Origin of the sequence: Paenibacillus lutimineralis, from assembly GCF_003991425.1 — a bacterium.
GTDB lineage: Bacteria > Bacillota > Bacilli > Paenibacillales > Paenibacillaceae > Fontibacillus > Fontibacillus lutimineralis.
This window is the reverse complement of the sequence record NZ_CP034346.1, coordinates 3,642,819-3,668,574: the sequence shown is the minus strand read 5'-3', so window position 1 is coordinate 3,668,574 and position 25,756 is coordinate 3,642,819. Positions and strand designations below refer to the sequence as shown.

General features: G+C 47.6%; 23 protein-coding genes, 2 pseudogenes and 3 riboswitches. Of the genes and pseudogenes, 17 read left to right on the top strand and 8 right to left on the bottom strand.

The features are described 5' to 3' along the window. Window positions 1–220 precede the first annotated feature (220 nt). The 5 genes from EI981_RS16170 to EI981_RS16150 all read left to right on the top strand — a co-directional run bounded on the left by EI981_RS16170 (window position 221) and on the right by EI981_RS16150 (window position 3,532). Entirely contained in the window at window positions 221–520 is a 300-nt protein-coding gene (locus EI981_RS16170; RefSeq protein ID WP_126999837.1) for an antibiotic biosynthesis monooxygenase family protein, read from the top strand. A gap of 23 nt (window positions 521–543) precedes the next feature. Beyond that, window positions 544–1,020: a DinB family protein gene (locus tag EI981_RS16165; RefSeq protein ID WP_162616197.1), complete on the top strand. Its 477-nt coding sequence runs from the start codon at window positions 544–546 to the stop codon at window positions 1,018–1,020. A gap of 37 nt (window positions 1,021–1,057) precedes the next feature. Then, a complete protein-coding gene (locus tag EI981_RS16160; RefSeq protein WP_126999833.1) occupies window positions 1,058–1,564 on the top strand; it encodes a GNAT family N-acetyltransferase in 507 nt (168 codons plus the stop codon). 78 nt (window positions 1,565–1,642) lie between these two features. After that, entirely contained in the window at window positions 1,643–2,251 is a 609-nt protein-coding gene (locus EI981_RS16155) for a TVP38/TMEM64 family protein (protein ID WP_126999831.1), read from the top strand. A 57-nt stretch (window positions 2,252–2,308) separates the two neighbouring features. After that, a complete protein-coding gene (locus EI981_RS16150) occupies window positions 2,309–3,532 on the top strand; it encodes an MFS transporter (protein WP_126999829.1) in 1,224 nt (407 codons plus the stop codon). Window positions 3,533–3,860: 328 nt separating this feature from the next. Here EI981_RS16150 and EI981_RS16145 read toward each other — a convergent pair whose 3' ends face one another. The 3 genes from EI981_RS16145 to EI981_RS16135 form a co-directional block, all read right to left on the bottom strand. After that, window positions 3,861–4,559, bottom strand: coding sequence for a metal-dependent hydrolase (locus EI981_RS16145; RefSeq protein WP_126999827.1), 699 nt, complete (start codon window positions 4,557–4,559; stop codon window positions 3,861–3,863). Between the two features lie 90 nt (window positions 4,560–4,649). Then, window positions 4,650–5,852: an MFS transporter gene (locus tag EI981_RS16140; RefSeq protein WP_126999825.1), complete on the bottom strand. Its 1,203-nt coding sequence runs from the start codon at window positions 5,850–5,852 to the stop codon at window positions 4,650–4,652. A gap of 32 nt (window positions 5,853–5,884) precedes the next feature. After that, window positions 5,885–6,700, bottom strand: a complete 816-nt coding sequence (locus EI981_RS16135) for a MerR family transcriptional regulator (protein WP_126999823.1) — start codon at window positions 6,698–6,700, stop codon at window positions 5,885–5,887. Window positions 6,701–6,986: 286 nt separating this feature from the next. Further along, window positions 6,987–7,226: riboswitch (cyclic di-AMP (ydaO/yuaA leader) on the top strand. Between the two features lie 104 nt (window positions 7,227–7,330). Next, window positions 7,331–7,528, top strand: a riboswitch (cyclic di-AMP (ydaO/yuaA leader). Window positions 7,529–7,644: 116 nt separating this feature from the next. Between EI981_RS16135 and EI981_RS16130 the strand changes: the two genes are divergently transcribed. The 6 genes and pseudogenes from EI981_RS16130 to rpoD form a co-directional block, all read left to right on the top strand. Next, entirely contained in the window at window positions 7,645–8,052 is a 408-nt protein-coding gene (locus EI981_RS16130; protein WP_126999821.1) for a hypothetical protein, read from the top strand. A 50-nt stretch (window positions 8,053–8,102) separates the two neighbouring features. Next, the gene (kdpA, locus tag EI981_RS16125) at window positions 8,103–9,782 is read left to right on the top strand and encodes a potassium-transporting ATPase subunit KdpA (protein ID WP_126999819.1); all 1,680 of its coding nucleotides are present in this window, start codon (window positions 8,103–8,105) and stop codon (window positions 9,780–9,782) included. A gap of 20 nt (window positions 9,783–9,802) precedes the next feature. Beyond that, entirely contained in the window at window positions 9,803–11,833 is a 2,031-nt protein-coding gene (kdpB, locus tag EI981_RS16120) for a potassium-transporting ATPase subunit KdpB (protein WP_126999817.1), read from the top strand. 30 nt (window positions 11,834–11,863) lie between these two features. Continuing rightward, window positions 11,864–12,490, top strand: a complete 627-nt coding sequence (gene kdpC, locus EI981_RS16115; protein ID WP_126999815.1) for a potassium-transporting ATPase subunit KdpC — start codon at window positions 11,864–11,866, stop codon at window positions 12,488–12,490. A 59-nt stretch (window positions 12,491–12,549) separates the two neighbouring features. Beyond that, window positions 12,550–14,859: a histidine kinase gene (locus EI981_RS16110; protein WP_127004755.1), complete on the top strand. Its 2,310-nt coding sequence runs from the start codon at window positions 12,550–12,552 to the stop codon at window positions 14,857–14,859. A 272-nt stretch (window positions 14,860–15,131) separates the two neighbouring features. After that, window positions 15,132–15,989, top strand: a pseudogene (rpoD, locus tag EI981_RS16105) (RNA polymerase sigma factor RpoD); the annotation flags it as partial. A 108-nt stretch (window positions 15,990–16,097) separates the two neighbouring features. Here the strand turns inward: rpoD and EI981_RS16100 are convergent. Next, window positions 16,098–17,186, bottom strand: a complete 1,089-nt coding sequence (locus EI981_RS16100; RefSeq protein ID WP_126999813.1) for a chymotrypsin family serine protease — start codon at window positions 17,184–17,186, stop codon at window positions 16,098–16,100. A 159-nt stretch (window positions 17,187–17,345) separates the two neighbouring features. Beyond that, window positions 17,346–17,406: riboswitch (Fluoride riboswitch) on the top strand. A 106-nt stretch (window positions 17,407–17,512) separates the two neighbouring features. On the opposite strand from EI981_RS16100, the pseudogene EI981_RS16095 reads away from it, so the two are divergent. Further along, window positions 17,513–18,848 (top strand): annotated as a pseudogene (locus tag EI981_RS16095) (voltage-gated chloride channel family protein). Window positions 18,849–18,921: 73 nt separating this feature from the next. Here EI981_RS16095 and EI981_RS16090 read toward each other — a convergent pair. After that, a complete protein-coding gene (locus EI981_RS16090) occupies window positions 18,922–19,341 on the bottom strand; it encodes a DUF4183 domain-containing protein (RefSeq protein ID WP_126999811.1) in 420 nt (139 codons plus the stop codon). A gap of 207 nt (window positions 19,342–19,548) precedes the next feature. Here EI981_RS16090 and EI981_RS16085 point away from each other — a divergent pair, with 207 nt between their 5' ends. The 5 genes from EI981_RS16085 (at window position 19,549) to EI981_RS16065 (ending at window position 23,317) form a co-directional block, all read left to right on the top strand. Beyond that, complete coding sequence (locus EI981_RS16085; RefSeq protein WP_227011461.1) at window positions 19,549–20,391, top strand: DUF4183 domain-containing protein; 843 nt, start codon at window positions 19,549–19,551, stop codon at window positions 20,389–20,391. Window positions 20,392–20,615: 224 nt separating this feature from the next. Next, entirely contained in the window at window positions 20,616–21,494 is an 879-nt protein-coding gene (locus EI981_RS16080; RefSeq protein ID WP_126999809.1) for a radical SAM/SPASM domain-containing protein, read from the top strand. Between the two features lie 45 nt (window positions 21,495–21,539). Then, the gene (locus tag EI981_RS16075) at window positions 21,540–22,451 is read left to right on the top strand and encodes a helix-turn-helix transcriptional regulator (protein WP_126999807.1); all 912 of its coding nucleotides are present in this window, start codon (window positions 21,540–21,542) and stop codon (window positions 22,449–22,451) included. An 89-nt stretch (window positions 22,452–22,540) separates the two neighbouring features. After that, the gene (locus EI981_RS16070) at window positions 22,541–23,017 is read left to right on the top strand and encodes a DinB family protein (protein ID WP_126999805.1); all 477 of its coding nucleotides are present in this window, start codon (window positions 22,541–22,543) and stop codon (window positions 23,015–23,017) included. Between the two features lie 33 nt (window positions 23,018–23,050). Next, window positions 23,051–23,317, top strand: coding sequence for a zinc ribbon domain-containing protein (locus EI981_RS16065; protein WP_126999804.1), 267 nt, complete (start codon window positions 23,051–23,053; stop codon window positions 23,315–23,317). A 70-nt stretch (window positions 23,318–23,387) separates the two neighbouring features. Here EI981_RS16065 and EI981_RS16060 read toward each other — a convergent pair whose 3' ends face one another. The 3 genes from EI981_RS16060 to EI981_RS16050 all read right to left on the bottom strand — a co-directional run bounded on the left by EI981_RS16060 (window position 23,388) and on the right by EI981_RS16050 (window position 25,745). Next, window positions 23,388–24,038, bottom strand: a complete 651-nt coding sequence (locus tag EI981_RS16060) for a type 1 glutamine amidotransferase family protein (RefSeq protein WP_126999802.1) — start codon at window positions 24,036–24,038, stop codon at window positions 23,388–23,390. A gap of 163 nt (window positions 24,039–24,201) precedes the next feature. After that, complete coding sequence (locus EI981_RS16055) at window positions 24,202–25,044, bottom strand: 1,4-dihydroxy-6-naphtoate synthase (RefSeq protein ID WP_126999800.1); 843 nt, start codon at window positions 25,042–25,044, stop codon at window positions 24,202–24,204. Continuing rightward, entirely contained in the window at window positions 25,041–25,745 is a 705-nt protein-coding gene (locus EI981_RS16050; protein ID WP_126999798.1) for a futalosine hydrolase, read from the bottom strand. The genes EI981_RS16055 and EI981_RS16050 overlap by 4 nt, the downstream gene beginning before the upstream one ends. Between the last annotated feature and the right edge of the window lie 11 nt (window positions 25,746–25,756).

Sequence of the window (25,756 nt, the reverse complement as noted above, 5' to 3'; positions counted from 1 at the left end):
TGTGCAAGGGAAAAGTATATATGTTATAAGGACCTTCAGTTCCGCTATTGAAGCGGGTCTGCGGGTCCTTTTCCCTTTCTAGATATAGGAATTAATAAGTGAAGTAGCTGTTCTTGATTGAACGGGTTAGAGGTTTTCTTATAATAGGGCAATTGGAAAAATCCGATTCATTATGCCAGGATGCCATGCTATAATCAGGAAAACGGAGGGGATGGTAACAATGATACTTGAAGTAGCCCATCTGCAGGTGAAACCGGGCACGATTAATGACTTTGAGAGCAGCTTCCGGCAGGCATCGAAGATCATTTCTCAAATGCGTGGATATTTGGGACATGAGCTACATAAATGCGTAGAGACCGAAAATAAGTACATTTTACTCGTTAAGTGGCGTTCGATTACCGATCATGAGGTTGGGTTCAGACAATCTCCTCAATACGAAGAGTGGAAGGAATTACTGCACCATTACTATGACCCCTTTCCATTGGTTGAGCACTACGTTCAGATTAAATTAGAGATGTGAAGACATCGATGGAGGTAATGAGCATGAGTTCGAATGAAGTCATTTTTGATCAGATTGAATTTATAAGAAGCCAAACTCTAAAAATGGTACAGGGGTTAACAGAGGAAGAAGTGCGGACGATCCCTGAAGGGTTCCGCAATCATATTCTGTGGAATCTGGGGCATATTGCCTTCGTACAGGACCGCTTTGCCTTTCTCCTGGCAGGACTTCCCTCGGGACTTCCGGAACAATATCCGAAATGGTTCGCTAACGGTACATCGCCGCTGGAATGGACGGGTCAAGGACCTGATTTCGCGGAGGTGTGTCGAATCGCAGGCGAGCAGCCGTTAGAGATCAGAAGATTATTGACTGGGCGCTTAAATGAACCTACGATACAGCCTTTCACGACTAGCTCAGGCTTCACGATGGATCGCATCGGATCCTTGCTAAGCTTCAGTCTGTACCATGAAGGGATGCACTTCGGCATCATTAAACAGTTCAAGAAGACGGTACAAGGTTGATTACAGCCAGACTTGCAGAACTAGGAGAGGTACTCAGATGCATGAACAATATGTAATTGAAGATGCAGTCCTTGAAGATCTGGACCGTATTGTAGAAATATATAATGAGACGATTGCTGGACGGATGGTCACGGCTGATTTGGAGCCGATCACTGTAGCTAGCCGTCTATCATGGTTTGAAGAGCATGGCCCAGACTTTAGACCGCTATGGGTGCTCAAGGATGGGAGAAGAATCGTCGCATGGCTTAGCCTCCAATCTTTCTATGGTCGACCAGCTTATCTGGCGACAGCGGAGATCAGTATCTATATTTCAGCAGAATGTCGTGGTAAGGGCCTAGGCAGTTTGCTGCTTAAGCGGGCGATCGATTTCTGTCCGCAAATTGCGGTTAATACGCTGCTTGGTTTTGTATTTGCTCATAACACGCCGAGTCTCTCCCTGTTAGGGAAGTTTGGGTTCGAGCAGTGGGCTTGCCTGCCGCGTGTTGCTAATCTGGATGGGATTGAGCGCGATCTTGTTATTTTAGGAAGAAGAATTGAACACTAGGGCTATAAGAGAATTCTCACCGTAGAGTGATATTATTACGCTTCTTGGCCCGAGGAGTGAGAATGGAGAAGAAATCGCTTGAGTGAATGGATAGAACAATGGACGAGTTGGCTGATTGATGCCACACAGCTGGGCGGTTTTTCTATACTGATCATTACGATTCCGCTGGCGCTTCTACAAGGAACGATTGGCATATTCCCGTTTGCGACTATTGTCATGCTGCATATCTCCGTATTGGGGATCGCAGATGGACTTATCGCCAGCTGGATCGCCGGAACGGCAGCTGGGATGATCGTATATTTACTATGCGGCTATTTATTCGCTGACTGGTTCAACCGCAAATGGCTGCATAAGCTACAAAAATATGAGAAATGGCAAAGAGGCCTGGAACGGTATGGTGTATGGGCAGTAATATTTCTGCGTACCCTGCCGATTATGCCTAACAATTTGATCTCGTTCATGTCGGCTATATCTAATATGAAGCTATCATCGTATACATGGTCAAATATGGTCGGTAATCTGTCCGGGATATGGCTGTATGGAATATTAAGCGCATCGGTCGTATTTCCGGACACAGATCTTCGTAAGTTAATATTCAGTTATATTATTTTTCTGGTTGCCCTTACCGTCATCTTCTGGTTCAGAAACCGGAATATGATCAAGCACGACCGCAGCATGACGGCATAACCGCATGTAGAAATATAAAAATAAAATAGAGATATGAGTGGAGAATGGGGTGGCACAATGAGTGTAACGAATATGGCGGCGAAGCCGAAGACGAGGAAGCTGTTATTTAGCGCCGGCTTCAGTTGGATGTTCGACGCGATGGATGTCGGGATTATATCATTTATCGCCGCTGCTTTGGCGGTGGACTGGGGACTGACCCCGCAGCAAACAGGCTTGTTTACAAGTATTAACTCGATCGGAATGGTGTTCGGTGCCGCTCTGGCTGGCCTGATGGCCGACAAATTCGGCCGTAAAGCAGTTCTGCTCTGGACGCTGGTCATCTTTGCTGTGGCGAGCGGTTTGTCCGCCGCTGCCACTGGATTTGCCATGCTGTGCGTGCTTCGCTTTATCGCAGGCTTTGGACTTGGCGGTGAGTTGCCTGTAGCATCAACTTTGGTATCGGAATCTGTTCCAGCCAAGGATCGGGGGCGGGCAGTAGTTCTGCTTGAGAGCTTCTGGGCCATCGGCTGGATTCTGTCAGCGCTGATCGCTTATTATGTTATCCCGGATTACGGATGGCGGACGGCTTTTGTCATTAGTGGTGTACCGGTCTTGTACGCCCTATATTTACGTCGGTCCATTGAGGACCCGCCGCGGTTTGTCGCGCAATCTAATACAATGAGACAGAGATTTTCAGTAAGAGAGAAGCTGCAATCTGTATGGTCAGCTCCTCATCGACGCTCGACGATCATGCTCTGGATCCTATGGTTTACTGTAGTCTTCTCATATTATGGGATGTTCCTGTGGCTGCCTTCGGTCATGGTTCTGAAGGGCTTCAGTCTCGTCAAGAGCTTTGAATATGTGTTAATTATGACACTGGCTCAATTGCCGGGTTATTTCACAGCTGCTTACTTCATAGAGAAGTTCGGTAGGAAGTTTGTATTAGTCTTGTATCTGGTACTTACTGCTGCAAGCGCAGCCTGGTTCGGTAGCGCTACGACGGAAGGGATGCTGATTGCCTCGGGAATTTGCTTATCCTTCTTTAACTTGGGGGCGTGGGGAGGTATGTATGCCTATACGCCGGAGCTGTATCCGACGAAGGTTCGGTCGACAGGTGTTGGCTTCGCTGCTTCCTTCGGCCGAGTTGGCGGGGTGATCGCTCCGTTCCTGGTTGGCTGGCTCGTAGCCCGAGAAGTACCGATCAGCTCGATCTTCTGGCTGTTCTTTGTCACCGTTCTGATCGGCGCGATTGCCGTTCTATGGCTTGGTACCGAGACGAAAGGAAAGGAACTTTTGGACTAGCAAGTACCTGTGTCTGTCCAAGGGAGCGCTAACGAAACGCGTGATTCCGCTATTTTGGGAATCCTAACGAAACGTGGTATCGTTATTTGCTTCAATTTAGGTCGCTGAGATTTTTAACGAAACGGGGTATCGCTATTGAACCCAAATCAACCCTTTTAGGCAGCATTTCGCCCAAATAACGATATGCTGTTTCGTTAGATATAATTTACCGGTTTTTTTTCGAGAAAATAACGGTCTGTAGTTTCGTTAGAAATAAAAAAGCTGCTTATAGGCAGCTTTTTTATTTTGCCCGCTTTGAGCGGTCGGTTAGTGAGACGAGATAGGCCAATTAACGCTCCAACTGCGTTTTATCGAGGCTTTCGCCTGGCAGCAGGGCATGGCCGGATATGCCAAGCTTTTGCAATTGGTGGGCGAATTGTGTTCCGTCCTGCTTGATGATGCCAAATGTATCGTAGTGAACGGGGACCACATGCTTGGCACCGATCCATTCGGCAGCGAGCAGGGCATCTTCCGGTCCCATTGTGAAGAAATCGCCGATTGGGATGAAAGCGAGATCGATCTTATGCTTGCTTCCGATTAGCTTCATATCGCTGAACAATGCGGTATCGCCGCAATGATATACGGTGAAACCGTTGATGTTAAGTACAATGCCTGCGGCAACCCCCAGGTAGACATTCGTTCCGTTCACTTCAACGGAAGAACTGTGGAGAGCCGGAGTGAAGGTCAGCTTGCCAAACGGGAAGTTGTACGAACCTCCCAGATTCATTCCTGTCGCCTTAAGCCCTCTCTGCTCAAAGAAGTCAGCCAGTTCAACGATAGCTACGATGGTGGCTCCAGTTCTTCTGGCTATCGCCTCAGCATCCCCAATATGGTCCGAGTGCCCATGGGTAAGCAGGATATAATCGACATCGATATCTTCAGCCACAGCAGCTGCTTTAGGATTTCCGGTCAAGAATGGGTCAATGATCAGACGGTAATCGCCAGTATCTAAATATACGCATGAATGTCCGAGATACGTTAGTTTCACGAATATCGCTCCTTTGGCAGAATAATGAACTAACTCTATTATAACGAAGGAGAGACATGAGTAAAATTTTTTAGGTTATCAGCTGTAGTTTTAACATTTTGCACCTGCTGGATCATTGCATAACTGTGAGCTATTATGATCCAGGCGGTAGCTAATCCCGGCCAAAACGGCTGCGGCAATCGCCACTAGTCCGCCGGTCCAAGACACATCGATCAATCGACTGCTTGTGGTAACGAAGCCGCCGAGGGTCGAACCGAGGGCGATGCCTACATTGACGGACACAGGCGTTAACGACGAAGCCAAATCTCTGGCAGTTGGTGAGTGCCTATCGGCCAGATCGATGAAATACAGCTGCATGGTGGAATTCATCGTGTATACCAGCAAAGCTATCAAAGAAATGCTGATTAAACCTGCCACGAGCGAACGGGAAGACAGATAGAGTGAAGCAAGAATGATGGCCTGTGCCAGAAATACGAACCGCAGCTTACTGATGCCATTGTTTGCCGCCAACTTACCGCCGATGAACGTGCTGAAAATGGATACCACGCCGTAGAGCAAAAATACCAGACTAATATATGGTGTAGGAACAGCCATTACATCCTGTAAAATCGGGGTCAGGTAGGTGTATACAGTATAAGTAGCTGCGATGCTGCAAGCCGGAATAAAAAACGCAATGATAATGCGAGAATTAGCAAATAGACCGAGTTGTTTTTGCAATGAACTACGATTTCCTTGGAGTGCTTTGGGAATCGTTGCAGAGCTTGCGATCAATGATATGACGCCTAATAAAGCGGTGAACCAAAAGACCATATGCCAGCCGTATTGTTGTCCGATTAAAGTGCCAAGGGGCACCCCAACGACGCTTGCGATGGTAAATCCGGCAAAAATGATAGCGACAGCGGATCCTCTCTTCTCCAACGGTACGCTCTCGCTGGCCACTGACATGGCAAGGGCGATCAGCACCCCGGTTACAAGCGCAGTGATCATTCTGGACACTAGGAGAAGCTCGTAAGAGTCGGCAAGTGCTGTCATTATATTTCCGGCAATAAAGATGGTAATCAAGGATAACATAAGCGGGTATTTAGCAAACCTGCTGAACACGGCCGTCAGGATTGGCGTACCGATCGCAAAAGTGATCGCAAAGACCGATACTAAGCTTCCTGCGGTTGAAATCCCGATATGGAGCCCCGCAGCTACTTCGCTCAACAGTCCGACAATAACAAATTCACTCGTTCCCAATACGAAGGTAAGTACAAATAAATTCAAAACCAAACGTTTATGATACTTTGTCATATGAACCCCTTTCTGATAAGCTTCTTTCGATTTCAAGCTTTAACGACGGCAATTTGAACTTCAGCTATATAGGCTTCCGGGTCGATTGATTTGTCATGAGGAAGACAGATCTCTCGCCGAGGCTCATTTTCTATCATCCGGTATCCATTACGTTCGATCCATAGAGCCAATTCCGTACTGGCTGTGCAAGGTGCTGTTGTGCGGCAATGATGTACAAGCGTAGCCATTAGCAGAACTTGGGGAAGCTGCTTTACGATAAATGGAGGACGACTCGTCAGTTCCTGCGGGAGCACGCGTGCGACTTCAATATCAATATCGTCATCACATTCATCACAGCCGTGCCAGAGTACCATCTGCGTTAAAGAAGACGGAGCGGAACTGGAAAGCTGGGAATCAAGCTGCCTGAACAGTTCGGGAATCTGGCTTAGCGAAGCTCTCTGACGGTAAGACATCACGAGCTGAGGCTCGACTTCTTTTAAAATAACATCGTGTCTGGTCAAGTTTGTGCCTTCATTCTCAATGAAGCTGAGCCGATCTTTGATCCGAGCAAGCCGGGCTTGTTCTCTGTCCAGAATAGACAGAATCTCATTCTGCTTCACCCGGAACATGCCTCTGATTTGTTCGATCGGAATTTGCTCGTCTAGCATTTGACGGATTTGATCCAATGAGAAGCCAAGCTCTTTATATGCCAAAATCCGATTCAATTGGAGCATTTGATCCGCTGAATAATACCGATAACCCGTATGTTTGTCCGTGAAGTCCGGCTTGAGTAGATTCAACTGATCGTAGTAACGAAGCGTCTTGACGGATACTTGGCTGATTTTTGAGAATTCACTGATTTTGAACATGGCTACACATCCCTGCAGGTAATTTAAATAGGCTTGCACTTGCTTACCGAGTATAACGTTCCAGTAAAGGGGAGAGTCAAGAGGTCGGTTACTATAATCTGTGGGAGCCTTATAAAAGAATTTAAAATCAAGAGTAGAAATGAGCTATAGCGAAAATTAGAGAGTGTTGCATCAATGTAAGCGGTATATTTTCGTATTCCTTTAAATTAATCGCCTTTTTTGCCGGGAAGTTGGCTTTACAGTCAAACCTTGCAGCGGTATGATTCAATCCATAATCAATATTAAGCAATTCCGATCGCTTAATCTCTGGGATGTTCCAGAGAACGGGGGAACCAACAAGAGCTTGCTGTGTGATGATCAACGCAGCTTGCTCATCGTCTGAATGGCCAGGGCTGGTGTGAGAGCCAACACAGGCCATTCGGACAGGGGTGAATCCTGAGGAAGAGACCATGGACTCTTCTCAGGTAGGGCGACTCTCACCGCCCGAATCCGTCAGCTAACTTCGTCAGCGTGGGTATGAGAGAGGAAAGGTGACTGCGAGCCGCAACGAATTCGGCCACAGAGGACCGTTTGCCTCTGTGGTTTTTTGCGCTCTAATTTGAAAAATGAACTAAAATACAATGCAACATCAATTAAAATTCGCTGAATGCTGTCGTGAATATGACAGCAGCGGGGGAACCAACGGTACTGAGTGATGCCCGATCTGCGGGCTTCTAAACCTTAGTTCCATGGGGTGAATCGCTTGGAGGATAAACGTATTCTCCAAGGTAGGGCGACTTCCGCGCCCGAATCCGTCAGCTAACCTCGTAAGCGTCTAGGAAGAGGCAACCACCAAAGGTCGGGTAGTGGGTCTAAGACCACTCATTAAGCCGCGGGGAAGGTTACTATCTTTCCTGCGGCTTCTTTTGTGTTGTCCTCTGCAAATTCGAGGAGGGTGTTCTCAAGTGGAGGAAGAGTTTGTTCTAGTAGCAGCACCGAATCCGGTTGGACTGAAGTTTATTTTGCTGCTGATCGCGGCGAAGCGTAATTTTGCGGTCCTGGTGAACAACAAGAAGGAGGAAGAAGTCCTTCATAAACTGGGCGTAAGACATGTACTGCGCATCAAGACGGATGACGAGCAGAGCTGGATCGTCCCGCCGTTTCCGATCGGACGCTGTTATATTTTTGAAATGAGCATGACATTAACCTGTCGCTATTTGCAAATCTGTCGGAGATGGACGCGTGATCAGATTTTCATTATCACTCCGAATAGAAATCCGCGCATGATTTACAAAGGGTTAGGAGCTTCTTATGTCATTCATTCCGTAAGCGGAGAGGTTGGATTTCTGCTTGCAGCAAAGCTTGAGCAATAAGCTAGAGCTAAAAAATCATTAAGTAGGATTCCAGATGGGGTGAGTGTGTTATGGATTATTTACAAATGTTCATTGTGATTGGCGTCATATTGTTGCTGGTGAAGCCGGTTGGAACTTATATATATCATGTTTTCTCAAATGTACCGAATCGAAGTGATCGCATCTTCGGAGCAATGGAGCGGTTTATTTTCAACATAGCCGGCTATAGGCGGCGCGAAGGGATGGATTGGAAGAAATATGTGATCAGTCTGCTGGCAACGAATGTGGTATTGATGACAATCAGTTTTCTACTTCTCAGTCTGCAGCAGTGGTTCCCATGGAATCCCGAAGGAAGCGGCAGCATGGAGCCGACACTGGCATTCAATACGGTAATCAGCTTCATGACCAACACGAATCTGCAGCATTATAGCGGGGAGACAGGGCTTAGCTATTTCTCGCAAATGGCTGTAATCACAATGATGATGTTCACATCAGCCGCTACGGGGTTATGCGCCGCTATCGCTTTTATCCGCGGAATTACAGGAAGAGGCCAACTGCTGGGGAATTTCTTTGAGGATTTTGTGAAGGCGATTGTCCGTATTCTTCTGCCTGCTTCTCTGATCGTGACGCTGCTACTGGTCGCGCTCCAGGTTCCGCAGACCTTGCAGCCTACCACGGCAGTGAACACGCTGGAAGGGACTGTACAGCGAATCTCGCTTGGACCGGTGGCCTCGCTGGAATCCATTAAGCATTTGGGCACGAACGGTGGTGGATTCTTTGGAGCCAATTCATCCCATCCGTTCGAGAACCCAAGCGGGTTGACGAATGCAATTGAGATGTGGTCAATGTGGGTGATCAGCGCGTCATTACCTTATACATTCGGTTTATTCGCGCGCAATAAGAAGCAGGGTTGGGTTATTTTCTCAGCGATGATGGTCTTGTTCCTTGCATTTCTGTCTTTGGTCTATTTCAGCGAGAAGGCCGGGAACCCGCTCTTTCATACGCTTGGGATAGACGTCACGCAAGGAAATATGGAGGGCAAAGAGGTTCGTTTCGGGGTTACGGGCTCGGCACTTTTTACGGCGATTACCACCGCCGCGACTACGGGGAGCGTCAACAATATGCATGATTCGCTTACTCCGCTCGGCGGCTTGGCAGCTCTATCCCAGATGATGTTGAACGTTGTCTTCGGTGGGAAGGGCGTCGGACTTATGAACATGGTGATGTACGCCATACTCGGTGTATTTATTTGTGGATTAATGGTCGGCAGAACGCCTGAATTCCTCAGCAAGAAGATTGAAGCTAGGGAGATGAAGCTGATCGCTATTGCGATTCTTGTTCATCCCTTAATTGTGCTTGCACCGACGGCAATCAGTGCTATGACTGGCTTAGGGTATGGCGCAGTTACGAATCCAGGGTATCATGGACTGTCGCAAATACTGTATGAATATGCATCCTCTGCAGCAAATAACGGCTCCGGCTTCGAGGGTCTCGCGGATAATACAGCGTTCTGGAATATCATGACCGGATTGGTCATGCTCCTGGGCCGTTATGTTTCTATGATTGCCTTGTTAGCTGCTGCAGGATCCTTAATGCAGAAAGAACCCGTCATGGAGACCATCGGCACGCTGCGGACAGACAATAAATTATTCGCTGGAATTCTCGTAGGGACGGTATTGCTTATCGGAGCTCTTACTTTTCTGCCGGTTCTTGCCGCAGGTCCTGTTGCTGAATATTTGACGCTAAAATAAATCAAAGAGGTGTGCTAAACATGAGCACTAGGCATAAATCGATGTTATCCGGAAAAATGATGCAAGGAGCCGTACTGGACAGCTTCAAGAAGCTGAATCCGATATGGATGATCAAGAATCCGGTCATGTTCGTCGTAGAAGTCGGAGCTTTCCTCGTACTCCTACAAATTTTGTTCCCTGGATTGCTTGGTAAAGATCACAATACGGGAGTCAACGTGGCCATCTTCTTGATCCTGTTAATTACGATATGGTTCGCGAATTTTGCTGAAGCTCTTGCGGAAGGAAGAGGGAAGGCCCAGGCGGACAGCTTGAAGAAGACGAAGCAGCAAGTTATGGCTAACAAACTAATAGGCGGTAGTACGAGAAGCGTACCTTCCTCTGAGCTGTGCAAAGGCGATGTTGTTGTTGTATCGCAAGGGGAGATGATCCCGGCAGACGGTGAAATTATCGAGGGGCTGGCTTCGGTTGATGAATCTGCGATTACGGGTGAATCGGCTCCAGTTATAAAAGAAGCTGGTGGCGACTTCAGTTCAGTTACAGGCGGAACTCTGGTGGTTAGTGATAGGATTGTTGTTCGTATTACGAGTGATCCTGGACAGTCATTTATCGACCGAATGATTTCATTAGTTGAAGGTGCCGAACGTCAGAAGACACCGAATGAGATTGCTTTAGGAACTTTGCTTACCGTATTAACGGTTATTTTCCTGATTGTGGTCATTACCTTAAAGCCGATTGCCGATTATTTGAATATTCATCTGGAGATCACCGTGCTAGTATCGCTGCTTGTCTGCCTAATTCCGACGACGATCGGGGGGCTGCTGTCCGCGATCGGAATTGCCGGAATGGACCGGGTAACTCAATACAATGTTCTGGCGATGTCCGGTAAGGCCGTAGAAGCTGCCGGAGATGTGAATACAATGATCCTCGATAAGACGGGTACGATTACATTTGGGAACCGAATGGCAGCTGAATTTCTCCCCGTTGATGGTAGGGCTGAAGACGAACTTGCCCGTTGGGCTGCGGTATCTTCAAGATTTGACGAGACGCCAGAAGGTCGCTCGGTGCTTGAATTGCTTCGCAGACAAGGGCTCGAATATGACGAATCCCTGGCCGCTGCCGGGGAGAGCATTGAGTTCAAAGCCGAGACGCGTATGAGCGGCGTCGACCTGCAGGATGGCAGAAGAGTACGCAAGGGGGCTGTTGATGCGATTATAAAATGGGTCAGCAGCCAAGGCGGACATATTCCGGCTGACCTGGAGGCAATTACTAATCAAGTGGCTACTGCGGGTGGAACGCCGTTGGCGGTTGCGGTTGATGAAATGATCTATGGCATTATTCATCTCAAGGACACGGTTAAACCAGGCATGAAAGAACGATTCGAGCAGTTACGGAAAATGGGGATTCGAACGATTATGTGCACGGGTGATAATCCACTGACTGCTGCTACGATTGCAAGAGAAGCTGGAGTGGATGATTACATCGCTGAGTGCAAGCCAGAGGATAAGATCGATGTCATTCGTCGTGAGCAGGCACAAGGGAAGCTAGTTGCGATGACGGGTGACGGGACGAATGATGCTCCCGCATTAGCCCAAGCGGATGTAGGCCTGGCGATGAACAGCGGGACGGTATCCGCCAAGGAAGCGGCGAATATGGTGGATCTCGATTCAGATCCCTCCAAGCTGATCGAGGTCGTAGGGATTGGCAAGCAGCTCTTGATGACTCGCGGAGCGTTAACTACGTTTAGTATTGCTAATGATATCGCCAAATATTTTGCAATTATACCAGCGATGTTCATGCTGGCAATCCCGGAGATGGGTGCACTTAACATTATGAAGCTTGGTTCGCCGCTCTCGGCCATCCTGTCCGCCTTAATCTTCAATGCGGTGATTATTCCGCTCTTGATCCCAATTGCTATGCGTGGAGTCAAGTATCGGCCAATGAGCTCGCAGCGTCTGCTAAGCAGAAATTTGCTAATCTTTGGTTTGGGTGGTGTTGTTGCCCCGTTCATCGGAATTAAACTGATTGATTTGTTCGTACATTTATGGGTCTAAATCAGGCGCTCAGAAAGGAAGTAATCAAAGATGGCTGTTATTAAATCAGGTAAGCAATCGTGGTTGTCTGCTTCAGGCTCGGCGTTATGGGCTGCTCTCCGCTTCAGTATCATTTTTATCGTTCTCTGCGGTATTATTTATCCTTTGGCAAGTACAGGTCTGGCACAGATACTATTCCCATGGCAGGCGAACGGAAGTTTAGTTAAGGATAGCCAGGGGGATGTCATTGGTTCCGAGTTGATCGGTCAGTCCTTCACGGATCCGAAGCTGTTCCATGGACGAATATCCAGTATCGATTACAATGGAGCAGGCTCAGGCTCTAGCAATTACGCGTCTTCCAACCCGAAGCTAATGCAGCGGATGGAGTCGTCGCTAGAAGCATGGAAGAAGGACAATCTAGATATGCCGTTAAGCAAGCTTCCCATCGATTTAATTACGAATTCGGGCTCTGGACTTGACCCTCATATTACGCCGCAAGCGGCGGAATCACAGATTCCGCGAATCAGCAAGCTGACAGGTATTTCGGTGGATATATTGGAATTGTTGGTACAGGATGCAACGAGCGGACGGGATCTGGGTCTCTTCGGTCAACCAAGAATAAATGTGCTGCGGCTTAATATGGAGCTGCAGGAGCAAATCGCAAGAGGTAACTCTTAGTTTGATCCAATCTGGTTAACTTGTTCTGGCGGAATAATGGGCGGGGGGTGAAAATGTCAATGACCTATCGAAGGAAGACGCCTGAAGAAATATTGCAATATATGGAACGGATGCGGCGTGGCAAACTTAAGGTTCTGATTGGCGCAACTAGCGGCGCGGGCAAAACTTATCATATGCTGCGCGAGGGACAGCTTCTGAAATCGCAGGGAATCGATGTGATTGCTTGTGCGGTCACAACTTCCCAGCGCCAAGAGACGGTGGAGCAGCTGCACGGAATCGAACGAATGCCGAGTATTCACTGGATGAAGGAGGGAGTAGAGAAGAAGGATCTTCCTCTGGATCAAATCTTGCTGCGCAATCCGGAAGTAGTGCTCGTTGACAATCTGGCTCACCGCAATCGGGAAGGGGCGCGCTTCGCAACTCGTCTCGAGGATATCTCATTTCTGCTGGAACAAGGGATCAGTGTTATTACGACAATCAATGTATACGAATTGTCCGGCGCAGACATCATTGCCAGGCATTATACAGGAATTCGCGCAGAGAATACCGTACCGCCGGAAACCTTGGATATGGCCGATGAGGTCAGATTAATCGATGTATCACCTGAGACTTTGCTGAAGCGGGTTGAAGACGGATTACTCGGTCATAAGGTTCATCCAGCTATTTGCCGTAGGGACAATGTAGCTGTACTTCGAGAGCTGTCTCTTAGGTTGATGGCCAATGGGGTAAACGATATGCTGGATAAGCATCGCATGTCAGAAGGGCTTGTCGGTCCTTCGGGAACCGCGGAGCGAATTCTAGTGTCCGTCCAATATCATTGGAACGGCTCAATCTATATCAGACGTGGGCAGCAGATCGCCAAGCGGTTGAATGGGGAGCTTATTGTCGTCGTATATATGAAGCCGGGCGTGAAGCTGACGCCAGAGCAGAGGGCCTTCAAGAGCTCGATTCAGCAACTATGCGATAAGATCGATGCCGAGTTCATCGAGCTACCTTTACAAGGACGAAGGAGACTGGCAGGCCAGCTTGCCGAACTGTCGTTGGAGCGTAAAATAACACGGATCGTAATGGGCCACTCCAAAATGAGCATATGGCAGGAATTAAGAAAAGGCTCGGTTATTAAAGGCTTGCTGCGCAAGCTGCGAAGTACGGATTTATTCCTGATGGCTGATCGCGCCGAGAGCGAGGGCGAGCGGATCATGGCCATGCGTCCTGCCAAGCTCAATCATGATATGGGCGCTTCGTTTCGCCGGGCAAGCTGGGAGGAAGCCAACCAGCAGACAAAGAATCTTCATAAGGGTTCGCTGAAGGTATATATCGGGGCCGCTCCAGGCGTGGGTAAAACCTATACCATGCTGCGGGAAGGTAATCATCTTAAGGCAAAAGGAATTGACATTATCCTTGGAATGCTTGAGACTCACGGCAGACAGGAAACACAGGAGCAGGTCGGAACGCTGGAGTTGATTCCGCGGAGAAAATGGCAGTATCGGCAGACTGAATTGGAAGAGATGGATACAGAAGCGATCTTGCATCGTAATCCAGAGGTTGTTCTGATCGATGAATTGGCACACTCCAATGTTCCAGGAAGCAGGTTCAAGAAGCGATATGAGGATATACAGCTAATTCTCGAAGCAGGTATTTCCGTTATTACGACGGTCAATGTGCAGCATCTTGAGAGTTTAAATGATGCAGTGGAACGTCTGACCGGAATCCGGGTTCGGGAGCGGGTTCCCGATGCGCTTCTACAAATGGCGGATGAGGTTGAGCTGATTGATGTAACTCCGCAGATGCTACAGCAGCGGCTGCGTGAAGGGAAGATTTACGCCCCGGCGAAGGTGGAGCAATCGCTAAACTCCTTCTTCAAGATGGGGAATTTGATTGCACTAAGAGAATTGGCACTTCGTGAACTGGCCGACGACGTGGATGAACGCTTGGAGTCATGGGAGAGAAGAACATCTATGCGGGGACCGTGGCGTAAGAAAGAGTTCATCTTTGTATGTATTACTCATAGCGCAGGAGCTGAACGAATCATCCGTCGCGGCTTCCGGCTGGCTTATCGACTTAAAGCAGAATGGCATGTGGTCTATGTGGGGAATAATAATATAAGAAATGATTCTCCAGAGCTGGTGAAGATCAGAAACTTAACTCAGCAATTAGGCGGCCAGTTTGAGTTGCTACAGATGAGGCGGCATAAGGAGACAACAGCGGCGTTGCTGGCTAGGGCGGAGGAATTGGGCGCATCACAGATTATTATCGGGCAAGCGAAGCCGAAGAAGCTCCACTTGCTAACTAGTGAAGCACTATTTATGCATCTGCTTCGCAGTTCTGCAATGCGGGATGTGCTCATAGTCTCAAGAGAAGAATATTAGCCCGAGAAACATAAAAACGCAGATCCGTAAGGATCTGCGTATCTGTTTGTGAATTAGACTTGTAATTATTAAAAAACTATGTTAAAATGACGGATAGCCAAAACACAGGCGTTTCAATGCAATATTTAAATTTATATTAGCATAAACGCACTAAATTGTCAAATAGGCACACTGCTGGTAGAAATATTGAAAGCGGGAGTTATTTGTTTTTTATTTTTAGGGTGGGGGTCTGACTGATGGCAGAGGATTTAAAACATACTGAATCATACTTGACAGATGACCTATCGTTACCTCCTGGGGTTAAAATCGATGATCCGGTCAGAATGTATCTTAAAGAAATTGGACGCGTTCCTCTGTTGTCGGCTGAAGAAGAAATTGAGCTGGCACAAAGGGTAGAACAAGGTGATGAAGAAGCGAAACGCCGTTTGGCGGAAGCGAATCTGCGTCTTGTTGTAAGTATCGCACGACGCTATGTCGGCCGGGGTATGGTATTTCTCGATTTGATCCAGGAAGGCAACATGGGCCTGATCAAGGCGGTAGAGAAATTTGATTATTCCAAAGGATTTAAATTCAGTACGTATGCAACATGGTGGATACGTCAGGCTATCACGAGAGCGATTGCAGACCAAGCCCGGACGATCCGTATCCCGGTGCATATGGTTGAGACGATTAATAAGCTGATCCGCGTATCGAGACAATTGCTTCAGGAAATTGGCCGCGAACCAACGCCGGAAGAGATTGCTGCTGAGATGGAGATTTCACCGGAGAAGGTCCGCGAGATTATGAAGATTGCCCAAGAGCCGGTCTCTCTCGAGACGCCAATCGGTGAGGAGAATGACTCCAATCTGGGCGATTTCATTGAGGATCATGAAGCGCTGGCACCAGCGGATGCAGCCGCCTTCGAACTTCTGCGTGAGCAGCTCGAAGAAGTGCTGGATACACTTACAGAGCGTGAGGAGAATGTGCTTCGACTGCGCTTCGGGATGGACGATGGTCGCTCCCGTACGCTGGAGGAAGTGGGCAAGGAATTCGGTGTTACACGGGAACGGATTCGTCAGATTGAAGCCAAGGCACTGCGCAAGCTAAGACATCCAAGCCGCAGCAAACGCCTGAAGGATTTCATGGAATAACCACATCATCTTATTATATCTCTGAACAGGACCTGACGGATAGTTAGGTCCTGTTCACTGTTTATCTGAAGTTCTCAATCTCTGGTCAACGTTTGTTTATCCATGAGGTCATTTCGACTTGTGATGTGACTTGCATGTACGGCAGGAGATAGACTTTAAAGTCTTGACGGATAATGGATGTGTATATACATAGCGTTTCTGTTTGCCACGGTTCGGTAAGGAAAGAGCATGTTTACCGCTTCTTGCTACCCTTGCACCGAACACCTTCATGAACCAGTCGATCGGGTAAGAGATGGAGAGTAGGCCGTTATCAGAGCCAGCGAAATTGACCGCTGCGGCTTTGTTGCCTTTCTTCGTCAGCCAGACGGAGCCAGAGTCTCCAGGTAAAGAGACCGGGCCCTTCCCACGTATGATACTCTGATTCTTGAAATTGATCGTACCCAGATTCCCATAATCGCCGTAATTCACCTGGATATCCGTATGGATAGATTCCACTGTACCTGTAACAACCCCGCTTGTTCTACCCACCTTCTTGAACTTATCGCCTACTTTGTAGCTTGTGATATATCCGGGAACGTTCCCATATACGGCGTATTTCGGCTTCACTAGACTTCTCCGGAGCGGGCGAGAGATCGCAGCATCTATATAATTATTTTTCTTCTTGTGCAGCTTGACATATTTGCTCATGTAACCGACAAGATCCTTCTTGAGCGTTCCGCCATCGGCGCCGCCGGGCTGAATCGTCGCTGAAGTACGACTCGAATTGTTGTCAACGAGGACATGGTTATTACTAAGGATATATCGATTTGAGCCCTGAGGATCAGTACTTACAATCAGTCCGGCGGTGCCTGATTCATCAGCCCTGCCGATACTGTATCCGGCGATCACCGGACGTATGCGCTTCATAAACTTACCGCTGTCTGCATTCCTTTTGAAGCCTTTGGAACGAACGACCCGTACAGGGACGCCGGATATCTTCTTGGCAATATTCGTCGAAGGCTGCCGGGAGTGCGAGGTTTTTCGCTTACGGGGGCTAGCGGTTGCCGCTGCGGGAGTAGCATAGACGATGACGGCTGCACCCTTGCCCGGCTTGCCCGGTTCCTTCAAGCCGACGCCAATCCCGTGGATTCCCCGCTTCTTAAGCATGGTTCTAGCGATGCGCTGTTTCAATAAGTACGCTTTACGAAAACTGGTCAATTGGCATTCACCTTTCTCTGCGCTTTTTGTTCCATTCTATGCAGGGGGCATGGCATCTGCCTGCCCAAGCTTAAGTGGCTTGGCATTGCATTGGCATCCTGGATCGAAATTGAATTGACGCAGCTCTGCTAATGTAATATAATTTCACATAGTGATTTGAATAATATAGGCGATGGAGTTCGCCATAACCGCCGTGAAGGCTAATGACTCCTACCAGGTATGGATATCCTGGTAGGAGTCTGTTTTTTTTCAATGATTGGAGAAACAGATCATATAGCCTTTCACGCGGCAGTAGTAACAATAGGTTAGAGAAGAGGAATTATGTGATGAACGAACAAAATGGGGAGAAGCGGGAACGGCTATTGTATGGTTTCCCGCATATTGCTTATTTGGGCTCTTTTTTGAAATGGCTTGTTCTCGGTGGAATTGTTGGAATTCTCGCCGGGAGTGCCTCGGCCTTATTCTTGGATAGTCTGGATTACGTGACGCAGCAGCGTCTATCCCATCCTTGGCTGTTATTCCTGCTACCTGTTGGCGGAGTGCTGGTCAGCTATATGTATATGAAGTTCGGCGGGAGTAGTTCAAGAGGGAATAACTTGATTCTGGAAGGTATTCAGAATGGAGGAGAGACTATTCCACTGAGAATGGCCCCGCTAGTCCTGCTGGGAACGCTGATTACGCATTTATTTGGCGGCTCGGCCGGACGTGAGGGAACAGCAGTGCAGATGGGAGGAAGTCTGGCAGAGTGGTTCGGTAAAATGATTAAAATCGATGCGATGGATCGTCGGATTTTACTCATGTGCGGTATTAGCGGCGGCTTCGGTTCGGTGTTCGGAACACCGCTTGCTGGAACGGTCTTTGGCCTTGAAGTTGTTGCGATTGGCTTGATGAGTTATCGCGCGCTTATTCCGTGCTTTGCAGCCAGCTTCATTGGAGATATAGTAGCGACACATGTATGGGGCGTACATCATACAAGCTATTCCGTTGATTTAATTCCAGCATTGTCTGTTGTGGTATTGTTGAAAGTACTGCTGGCTTCAGTCATTTTCGGTTTGGCGAGTCTCTGCTTCAGCGAACTTACTCATTTTCTTAAGAAAACTTTCTCTAGGCTGTTTAAGAATCCAATATTGAAATCCGCCATTGGTGGTGTAATAATCATTGCGCTTGTGTATATCGTCGGCAGCCGTGATTATTTGGGGTTGGGTATACCTCTGATCACCTCTTCGTTGACGGAAGGAGTTTCTCCATTCGCTTTCTTATGGAAGCTTCTATTCACTTCAATTACGCTTGGCTCCGGATTTCAGGGAGGAGAGGTTACGCCTTTATTCGTTATTGGTTCGACCCTTGGGCATTCCCTGGCAGGTCTACTGCATATATACGGCCCATTCCTGGCTGCGCTTGGTTTTATCGCTGTCTTCTCTGGTGCAACGAGTACACCCATAGCCTGCTTCATTATGGGGATTGAAATTTTTCGGTTCCGAAGGGGCGATCTATATGTTCATTGCGTGTATCGTAAGCTATGTGTTCTCGGGGCACACGGGAATATATTCTTCCCAGCAAATCGGCATGTCCAAAAGCGGATTACTGCAGGTGGATACTGGCTCCTCGCTTGAGGATTGGAAGAAGACGAAGAAAAAAGCAACACAATCGAGCAATAAATAACATTTAATACGTAAGGCAGTATTGGAGGCTACTCAATATATGAGTAGCCTCCAATTTGGTACATGCGATTGGTTCAGGAAGTAATCGTAATGACTGGTGCGGAAATATTGGGTGGTGTTGACAGGGTCGATGATACGTTGGCGAAGCTGACGATCTCCAGTTGGATTGGTGTACCGGCGGAAAGATCCGGAGTCGTCGCGCCCAATACAAGACTATCCGTTGCCAGTGTGGATAGTGATTGCTGCTGAAGAACTCCGTTAATATAGACGTTGAAATAGTCATTAGCGGTTAGTGCTGGCAGTGCAGTGATAGCAGTATCCGAGTCGTCTACGAAGCTTCCAGCTGGAATTGTAGTATTTGTAGCTCCTAGCATGCCTGCGGTCAGTGTGGCAAAGTATCGGGTTGTATCAGGGTTCAACGTCGTTGTTACTGCACCGCCGCTGGCAACGGGTGCACTTGCAGTAGCTGTAAATACCGGTTTAATAACGGCCATAGATTCTCACTCCTTATAAATATATGACTAGATCGAGAGATTCTCGATTCATAATATATAATGATTTTTTTATAGAATGGCGACGGCGTTTCTACAAATGGATTATTTTCAAACTTCTGCCCGAATTTAGGTAATCTGTCCATTTCTTCGCCACGGTTTCAACATAAGATAACATAGTCAAGAATCATGGATTGAGGAGGTGGATTGATGCTTTTACGCAGTCTTAACAGACGAAGAGCAAAGCAGAGCAGACATTCATATGCATTCAGACTGGGGAAGATGAGGCATCATGTGAAATTAGCTAAATGGCGCAAAAGAAAGAGACATTTCAATAAAATGCATCACTTCAAGAGGAATAGACGACGTTGGACGACACCTCATGGGGGAGTAGTCCAACTTCCACATTGTGCTCCACCACCTAATAAACCGCCGCATCTGCCCCCGGATAGCCACATAAGATTGAACGATCCCCCTGGCGTAAGTATGCCAGGTTCACGAGGTCCAGAAGGTAAACAGGGACTACAAGGACTAGAAGGACTTCAAGGCCCTCAAGGACCGCAAGGTTCGCCAGGGATGCCCGGACCTATGGGGCCAAAAGGGATTCAAGGTCCACCGGGGGAACAGGGTCCACCCGGACCAGCAGGAATCCAAGGATTGCGGGGATTCACCGGTTCTCAAGGGAATCAAGGTCAGTCGGGACCTCCTGGACCTGTGGGACCACAAGGACCTCCTGGACCATCGGGTGATAGTAATCTAAGCGTCATCGTATTGCCCTTCCGCTATTTCTATTTTCCTGACTCAGATCTGCAATCTTCTGTTGCCATACCCGTAGAGCAATTCCATGATGATGATGGAAACAATGCAACTCAGTTTCTTGGTCCGGACCCTAGGAATTACACGAATTTGTATATTAACGGTCTTTTGCAGGAAGGACAAATATATGAGGTCACCACCGATTCTTTGATACTTGAACTGGGGGATGATACCGTGTTTGCCGGTACGCCGATTATCCTAGAACAAGTAAAAATCAGCTTACGAAGCAGCGGATAATGAGGACGGACCGCAACGTTAGGTCGGAAGAAGCTTAAGCTTATGTATGGAGAATCCGGCATGGCGCGGCGGTCCGTGGATGAACAGTCAGATATTACTGTGGAATTACCGTGACTTTTAGGACATATCAGTTAGAATAGGAAGTAGATTGGACAAAATTATGAGGATGGGTCTGATAGATCATCTCTAGCAAGTGCTTGAGGATTGGAGAAGAGAGAACGTATATGAAGAAATTCAAGAAATTTTATATTGAGACGACGAGCATTTGCAATTTGGCCTGTAGTTTCTGCCCACCAACGGAGAGACAAGCCCGTTTTATTAAAGTGGAGGATTTCAGCAAAATCCTGGATGATATTAAGCCGCATACGGATTATATATATTTTCATGTTAAAGGCGAACCGCTGCTTCACCCCAAAATTGATCAATTGCTTGATCTGAGCTATGAAAAAGGCTTCAAAGTGAATATTACAACAAATGGAACGTTGATTCATAAGGCAGCTTCCAAGCTGCTCGGCAAGCCTGCGCTAAGGCAAATGAATTTCTCCCTACACAGCTTCGATGGACATGCCGGCTCGGAGAATCGCGAAGGCTATTTGCGAGAGATCTTCACCTTCGTGCGCGAAGCGACGGCACTATCGGATTTGATTGTGTCCTTCCGACTCTGGAATCTAACGAGAGATAATGTCGAGAACCACATACGCAGCCGCAATAGAGCTACCCTTGGCTTGATCGAAGAGGAGTTTGGACTTGATTATCGGATTGAGGAGAAGGTAGTTCCTGGCAGCGGTGTTAAAATTGCCGAACGGATTTATTTGAATCAGGATGTGGAGTTCGATTGGCCTGATCTGAAAGCGGAAGAGGACGATGGACGTGGATTCTGCCATGCGCTGCGCAATCAGGCGGGAATTCTAGTCGATGGTACAGTGATCCCTTGTTGCCTAGATGGAGAGGGAGTTATTAACTTAGGCAATGTGTACGATAGGCCATTCTCTGAGATTATTGAGGGAGAGAGAGCGAATCGCTTATACGAAGGATTCTCGCGCAGGGAAGCCGTCGAGGAGCTATGCCGCAAGTGCGGGTATCGCCGTAGATTCGGGAAATAAGGGGAGTTAAGAGAATGTATCGCTAGAAGCGATGCAGGAGGACACATGTCAAAAATTTCGCGTTTGTTTGAAATTGTTTATATTTTACTGGATAAGCGGATGGTCACCGCAAAGGAGCTTGCAGATCATTTTGAGGTGTCACCGCGAACGATCTATCGAGATCTCGATATCCTTAGCGAGGCTAACATACCGATCTACACGAACAAAGGAAAGGGCGGCGGAATCAGTCTGCTCGAGAGCTATGTTCTGAACAAATCACTGCTATCTGAGCAGGAGCAGAGGGACATCCTCTCCGTCCTACAGGGCATGAAAGCAACTCATTATCCTGAAGTGAATCAGATTCTCACGAAAATGAGTGGTATGTTTGGGTTCCAGCAGGCAAACTGGATTGAGGTTGATTTTACTCATTGGGGCGATGAGAAGCAGGAGCGTTTCCAGCTCATTAAGACCGCTATACTGGAACGACACCGGCTTTCTTTCGACTATTATGGTACAAGCTCATATGAGAAAACAACACGGGTGGTGGAACCACTGCAGCTCTGGTTTAAAGGGAGAACCTGGTATTTGAGGGCGTATTGCCTGGACAGACAGGCGATGCGTGTGTTCAAGCTGTCAAGGATGAAAGATCTGATTGTCCTTGAAGAGAACTGTAGCCGGAGTAATCTGGATGCCATCCATGAAGAGCAAGAACAGACGGGCTGGGCAGCCCAGACGATGGTTACATTTAAGCTAAAAATAAAGGATACGTTATTATACCGGATTTATGATGAGTTCGAAGAGGAGCAAATTGCTCGCTGTGAGGATGGAAGTTTCATTGTGACAGCATCTTATCCGGAGGATGACTGGGTGTATGGCTATATCCTATCTTTTGGCGATATGGCTGAGGTGCTTGAACCCACACATATCCGTGAAATTATTAAAAGTAAATTGAAAAATATGATCGGAAGGTATACTTAATATGACACAAAGCTGTCAGTTAAACGCCTATATAATGAAAATAGATCCAACGAAATGACAGTTAATGATTAGTAGGGAGGAGGGGACGAGTGGCAAAGACAAGTACGCAAATGGTGGAGGAGTACAATGGGTTTATTCCGTTCATTGCTTCAATCTGTGAGTTGGAGGATAGGTATTGGGATACTCCGATTGCAGAAGGGAAATGGACGGTGAAGGACATGCTGTGTCATATCATGCTCTGGGATAAGTATTTCTACGAGGACGCTATTGAGAAGATCAAGCTGGGAGAACCCCTGACTGTTAAGCATCAGGACTTCAACCAGTTCAATGCCCATGCGATCCAGTACGCGAAATCCAGGACGAAGCTGGAAATCTATGATCAATTCATAGAATATCGCTCGAAGATTATCCGTACTATTTCCGGTTTACAGGAAGAGGAGTATTTGCGAAGTTATATGGATGGAGACGGTAAGAAATTCAGCATTAACGGTTATTTACGTGGATTTATTCCGCATGATAAGAAACATAAGAAGCAAATACAGAGCTTTATCAAATCATTGGATTGAGTCAAGATGAAAATTTGAATGGAGGAATTTGAGATGAATGATATGAAGCTATGCCAGAGCTGCGCTATGCCGATGAACCAGCCTGAAGCTGAGTACGGGACGGAAGCAGATGGCTCTAAGAGCGAGGACTATTGTCATTATTGCTATAAGGAAGGAAACTTCACGGCGGATGTGACAATGGATGAAATGATCGAGATATGTGTTCCCCATATGGTGTCGGATGAGCCGGGAGGAATGAGTGAGGAGACGGCACGTTCTATGCTACAGGGCCTGCTTCCTACGTTGAAGCGCTGGCAGTAAGACTGTGATAAATAAAGTAAGAAGCTGTAGCTAAAGCCGTTATTAACGTCTAGCTACAGCTTTTTATTATTCATTTCTTTTCGTTAGGCTCATTATTAATCGAGTCCATTAACTGAAAAAAATACTCTGCTTGATGAGTTTTATTAAGGTTATACCATGCATGGAGTGTCTCTGGTGCAAATACATCTAAAACTTTTAGAACCTCCATAGCAAATTCCAGAGGAGCTACTCCTGATGAAGTAACCAAATTATTATCAGATACCGCGGGCCCCAGTTCATAAAAATCTTCCCCTTTATAAGTTGGACAGACCATTTTCAGATACTCTAGGTTATTGCTTGTATGCTTTCTTGAGTTCAGGTATCCGCTATTCGCGAGCCCCTCAGTTGCCCCACAAATTGCAGCGACAACAGTACCGTTATCAATAGCCTTGCCAATTTTTTTTAAGATAGGTTGATGGATTTTTTCTCCCCAAGTATTCCCACCAGGTAAAATGATAAGATCTTTACTCTCTAGAGTACAATCAACCAGGGGGATATCCGGTTTTATTTTCAGTCCTCCCATTGTAGTAATGATATCTTTAGTAGCACCTACTGTAACTACTTTTAAAGGGGCTAATTCGCTTCTGAAGAATCTTCCTGAGTTTAGTTCGGCAACTAAATACCCATATTCCCAATCTGACATTGTATCAAATACATAAAGATAAGCATTGTTTGCTGGCATCAATAACACTCCTGTCATCATTAATTGAGCTTATTATAAAACAACTTCCCTGACAGCTAGCGTCAGGGAAGTCATCATCCTTGATGAAATTCAATTAACTCTGAAAGAACTTCAATTAGCCTTTGTTTAAGACGAAAGAGTGTCTATAAACGGTATGGAGTTCTTATACTCGCAATGCCGAAGGATCGATGGCCGGAACCAGGCCTTCATCGGCGGCACGGTTCAGTAGGGCTGATATCGCAGCATAGCCGTCATCGCCCAGATCCGCTGAGTATTTGTTCACATAGAGATTAATATGTGCTTGCGTAACCTCAGGGGACATCTCTTGGGCATGACTGAGCACATATTCTTCTGATGCTTCTGGATGAGCCCAGGCATATTCTACAGATTGCTTGATCCAGTTGCTGATAGAAGCAAGATCGAGCGAACGATCAGCAATGATCGCACCTAACGGAATCGGCAAGCCCGTATCTTCTTCCCACCAATTGCCAAGATCGGCCATCAGCTGTAAACCGTAGTTTTTATAAGTAAAACGTGCTTCATGAATGACCAGTCCGGCATCGATGGAGCCATTCTGGACCGCAGGCATGATCTTATCAAATGGCATGACGATAATCTCCCCAACGCCTCCCGGTACATGTTGTGCAGCCCAAAGCCGGAACAGCAGATATGCTGTAGAGCGTTCGCTAGGTACTGCAACGCGTCGGCCAGAGAGGGATGCGGGATCGCCAAGCTGCTCGGAATCCCCCTTGGTCAATACAAGCGGTCCACAGCCGCGTCCAAGCGCCCCTCCACATGGAAGCAGGGCGTATTTGTCGAGTACCCAGGGCAGAGCGGCGAACGATATCTTCATAATATCTCCGCCATTCCCGTCAGCCGCCCATCCGTTCGTTCGATCGATATCGGCATAGGTTACTTCAAATTCAGGTGTTCCCAGGATCAAGCCATGTACTAGGGCATGGAATATAAAAGTATCATTAGGACAGGGTGAAAATGCAATTCTCATCGTTGCAATACCTCCGATAAAATATAGCAGGCCTGTTCAAGTGCCTGCAGGGCGTCGCCAATTCGCCATAGCTCACGATTACGCGGGCCTACAGCATTGGATATCGTCCGGATCTCCATGACGGGGATGTTCAGGCGGTGAGCAGCAAATGCCGCACCATAGCCTTCCATGGCTTCTGCCACAGCTCCGGGAATTCTTCGCTTCAGATCATCGGTAGTTTCCTGAGTTCCGGTCACAGTGGAAAGGGTTAGAATAGGCCCGCTGCAGACCGCCCACCCGGCATTCTGGATCGACTTGGTCAACTCTTCAGTGAGATCAGAAGCCACCGGAATGCTTGACGAACCGAAGCCAAGCTTGTCCACACTGGAGAAGCCATCCCCCGTCTCGGCTCCCAGATCGGCAGCAATGATACTATCGGCGATGGCGATCGAACCGATCTCGGCGCGTTCTGTGAAGCCACCGCCGATGCCGGCGCTAAGAACGAGATCATAATTCGGATTGGCGGCCAAATAGGCGGCGGTCTCTGCTGCCGCTGATATGGGGCCGACCCCGCATAACTGCACATCAAACTTTACTTGTCCTGAAGGACTTTGCTCACTCGCAGCCTTGGCAATGCCACGCAGTACGGCCTCACGCTCGGCCTCTACTGCGGTCATAATTAAGATGTGCCTGTAGTTGAGCACGGTTTGAGTTCTATCCATATCGTTCATCA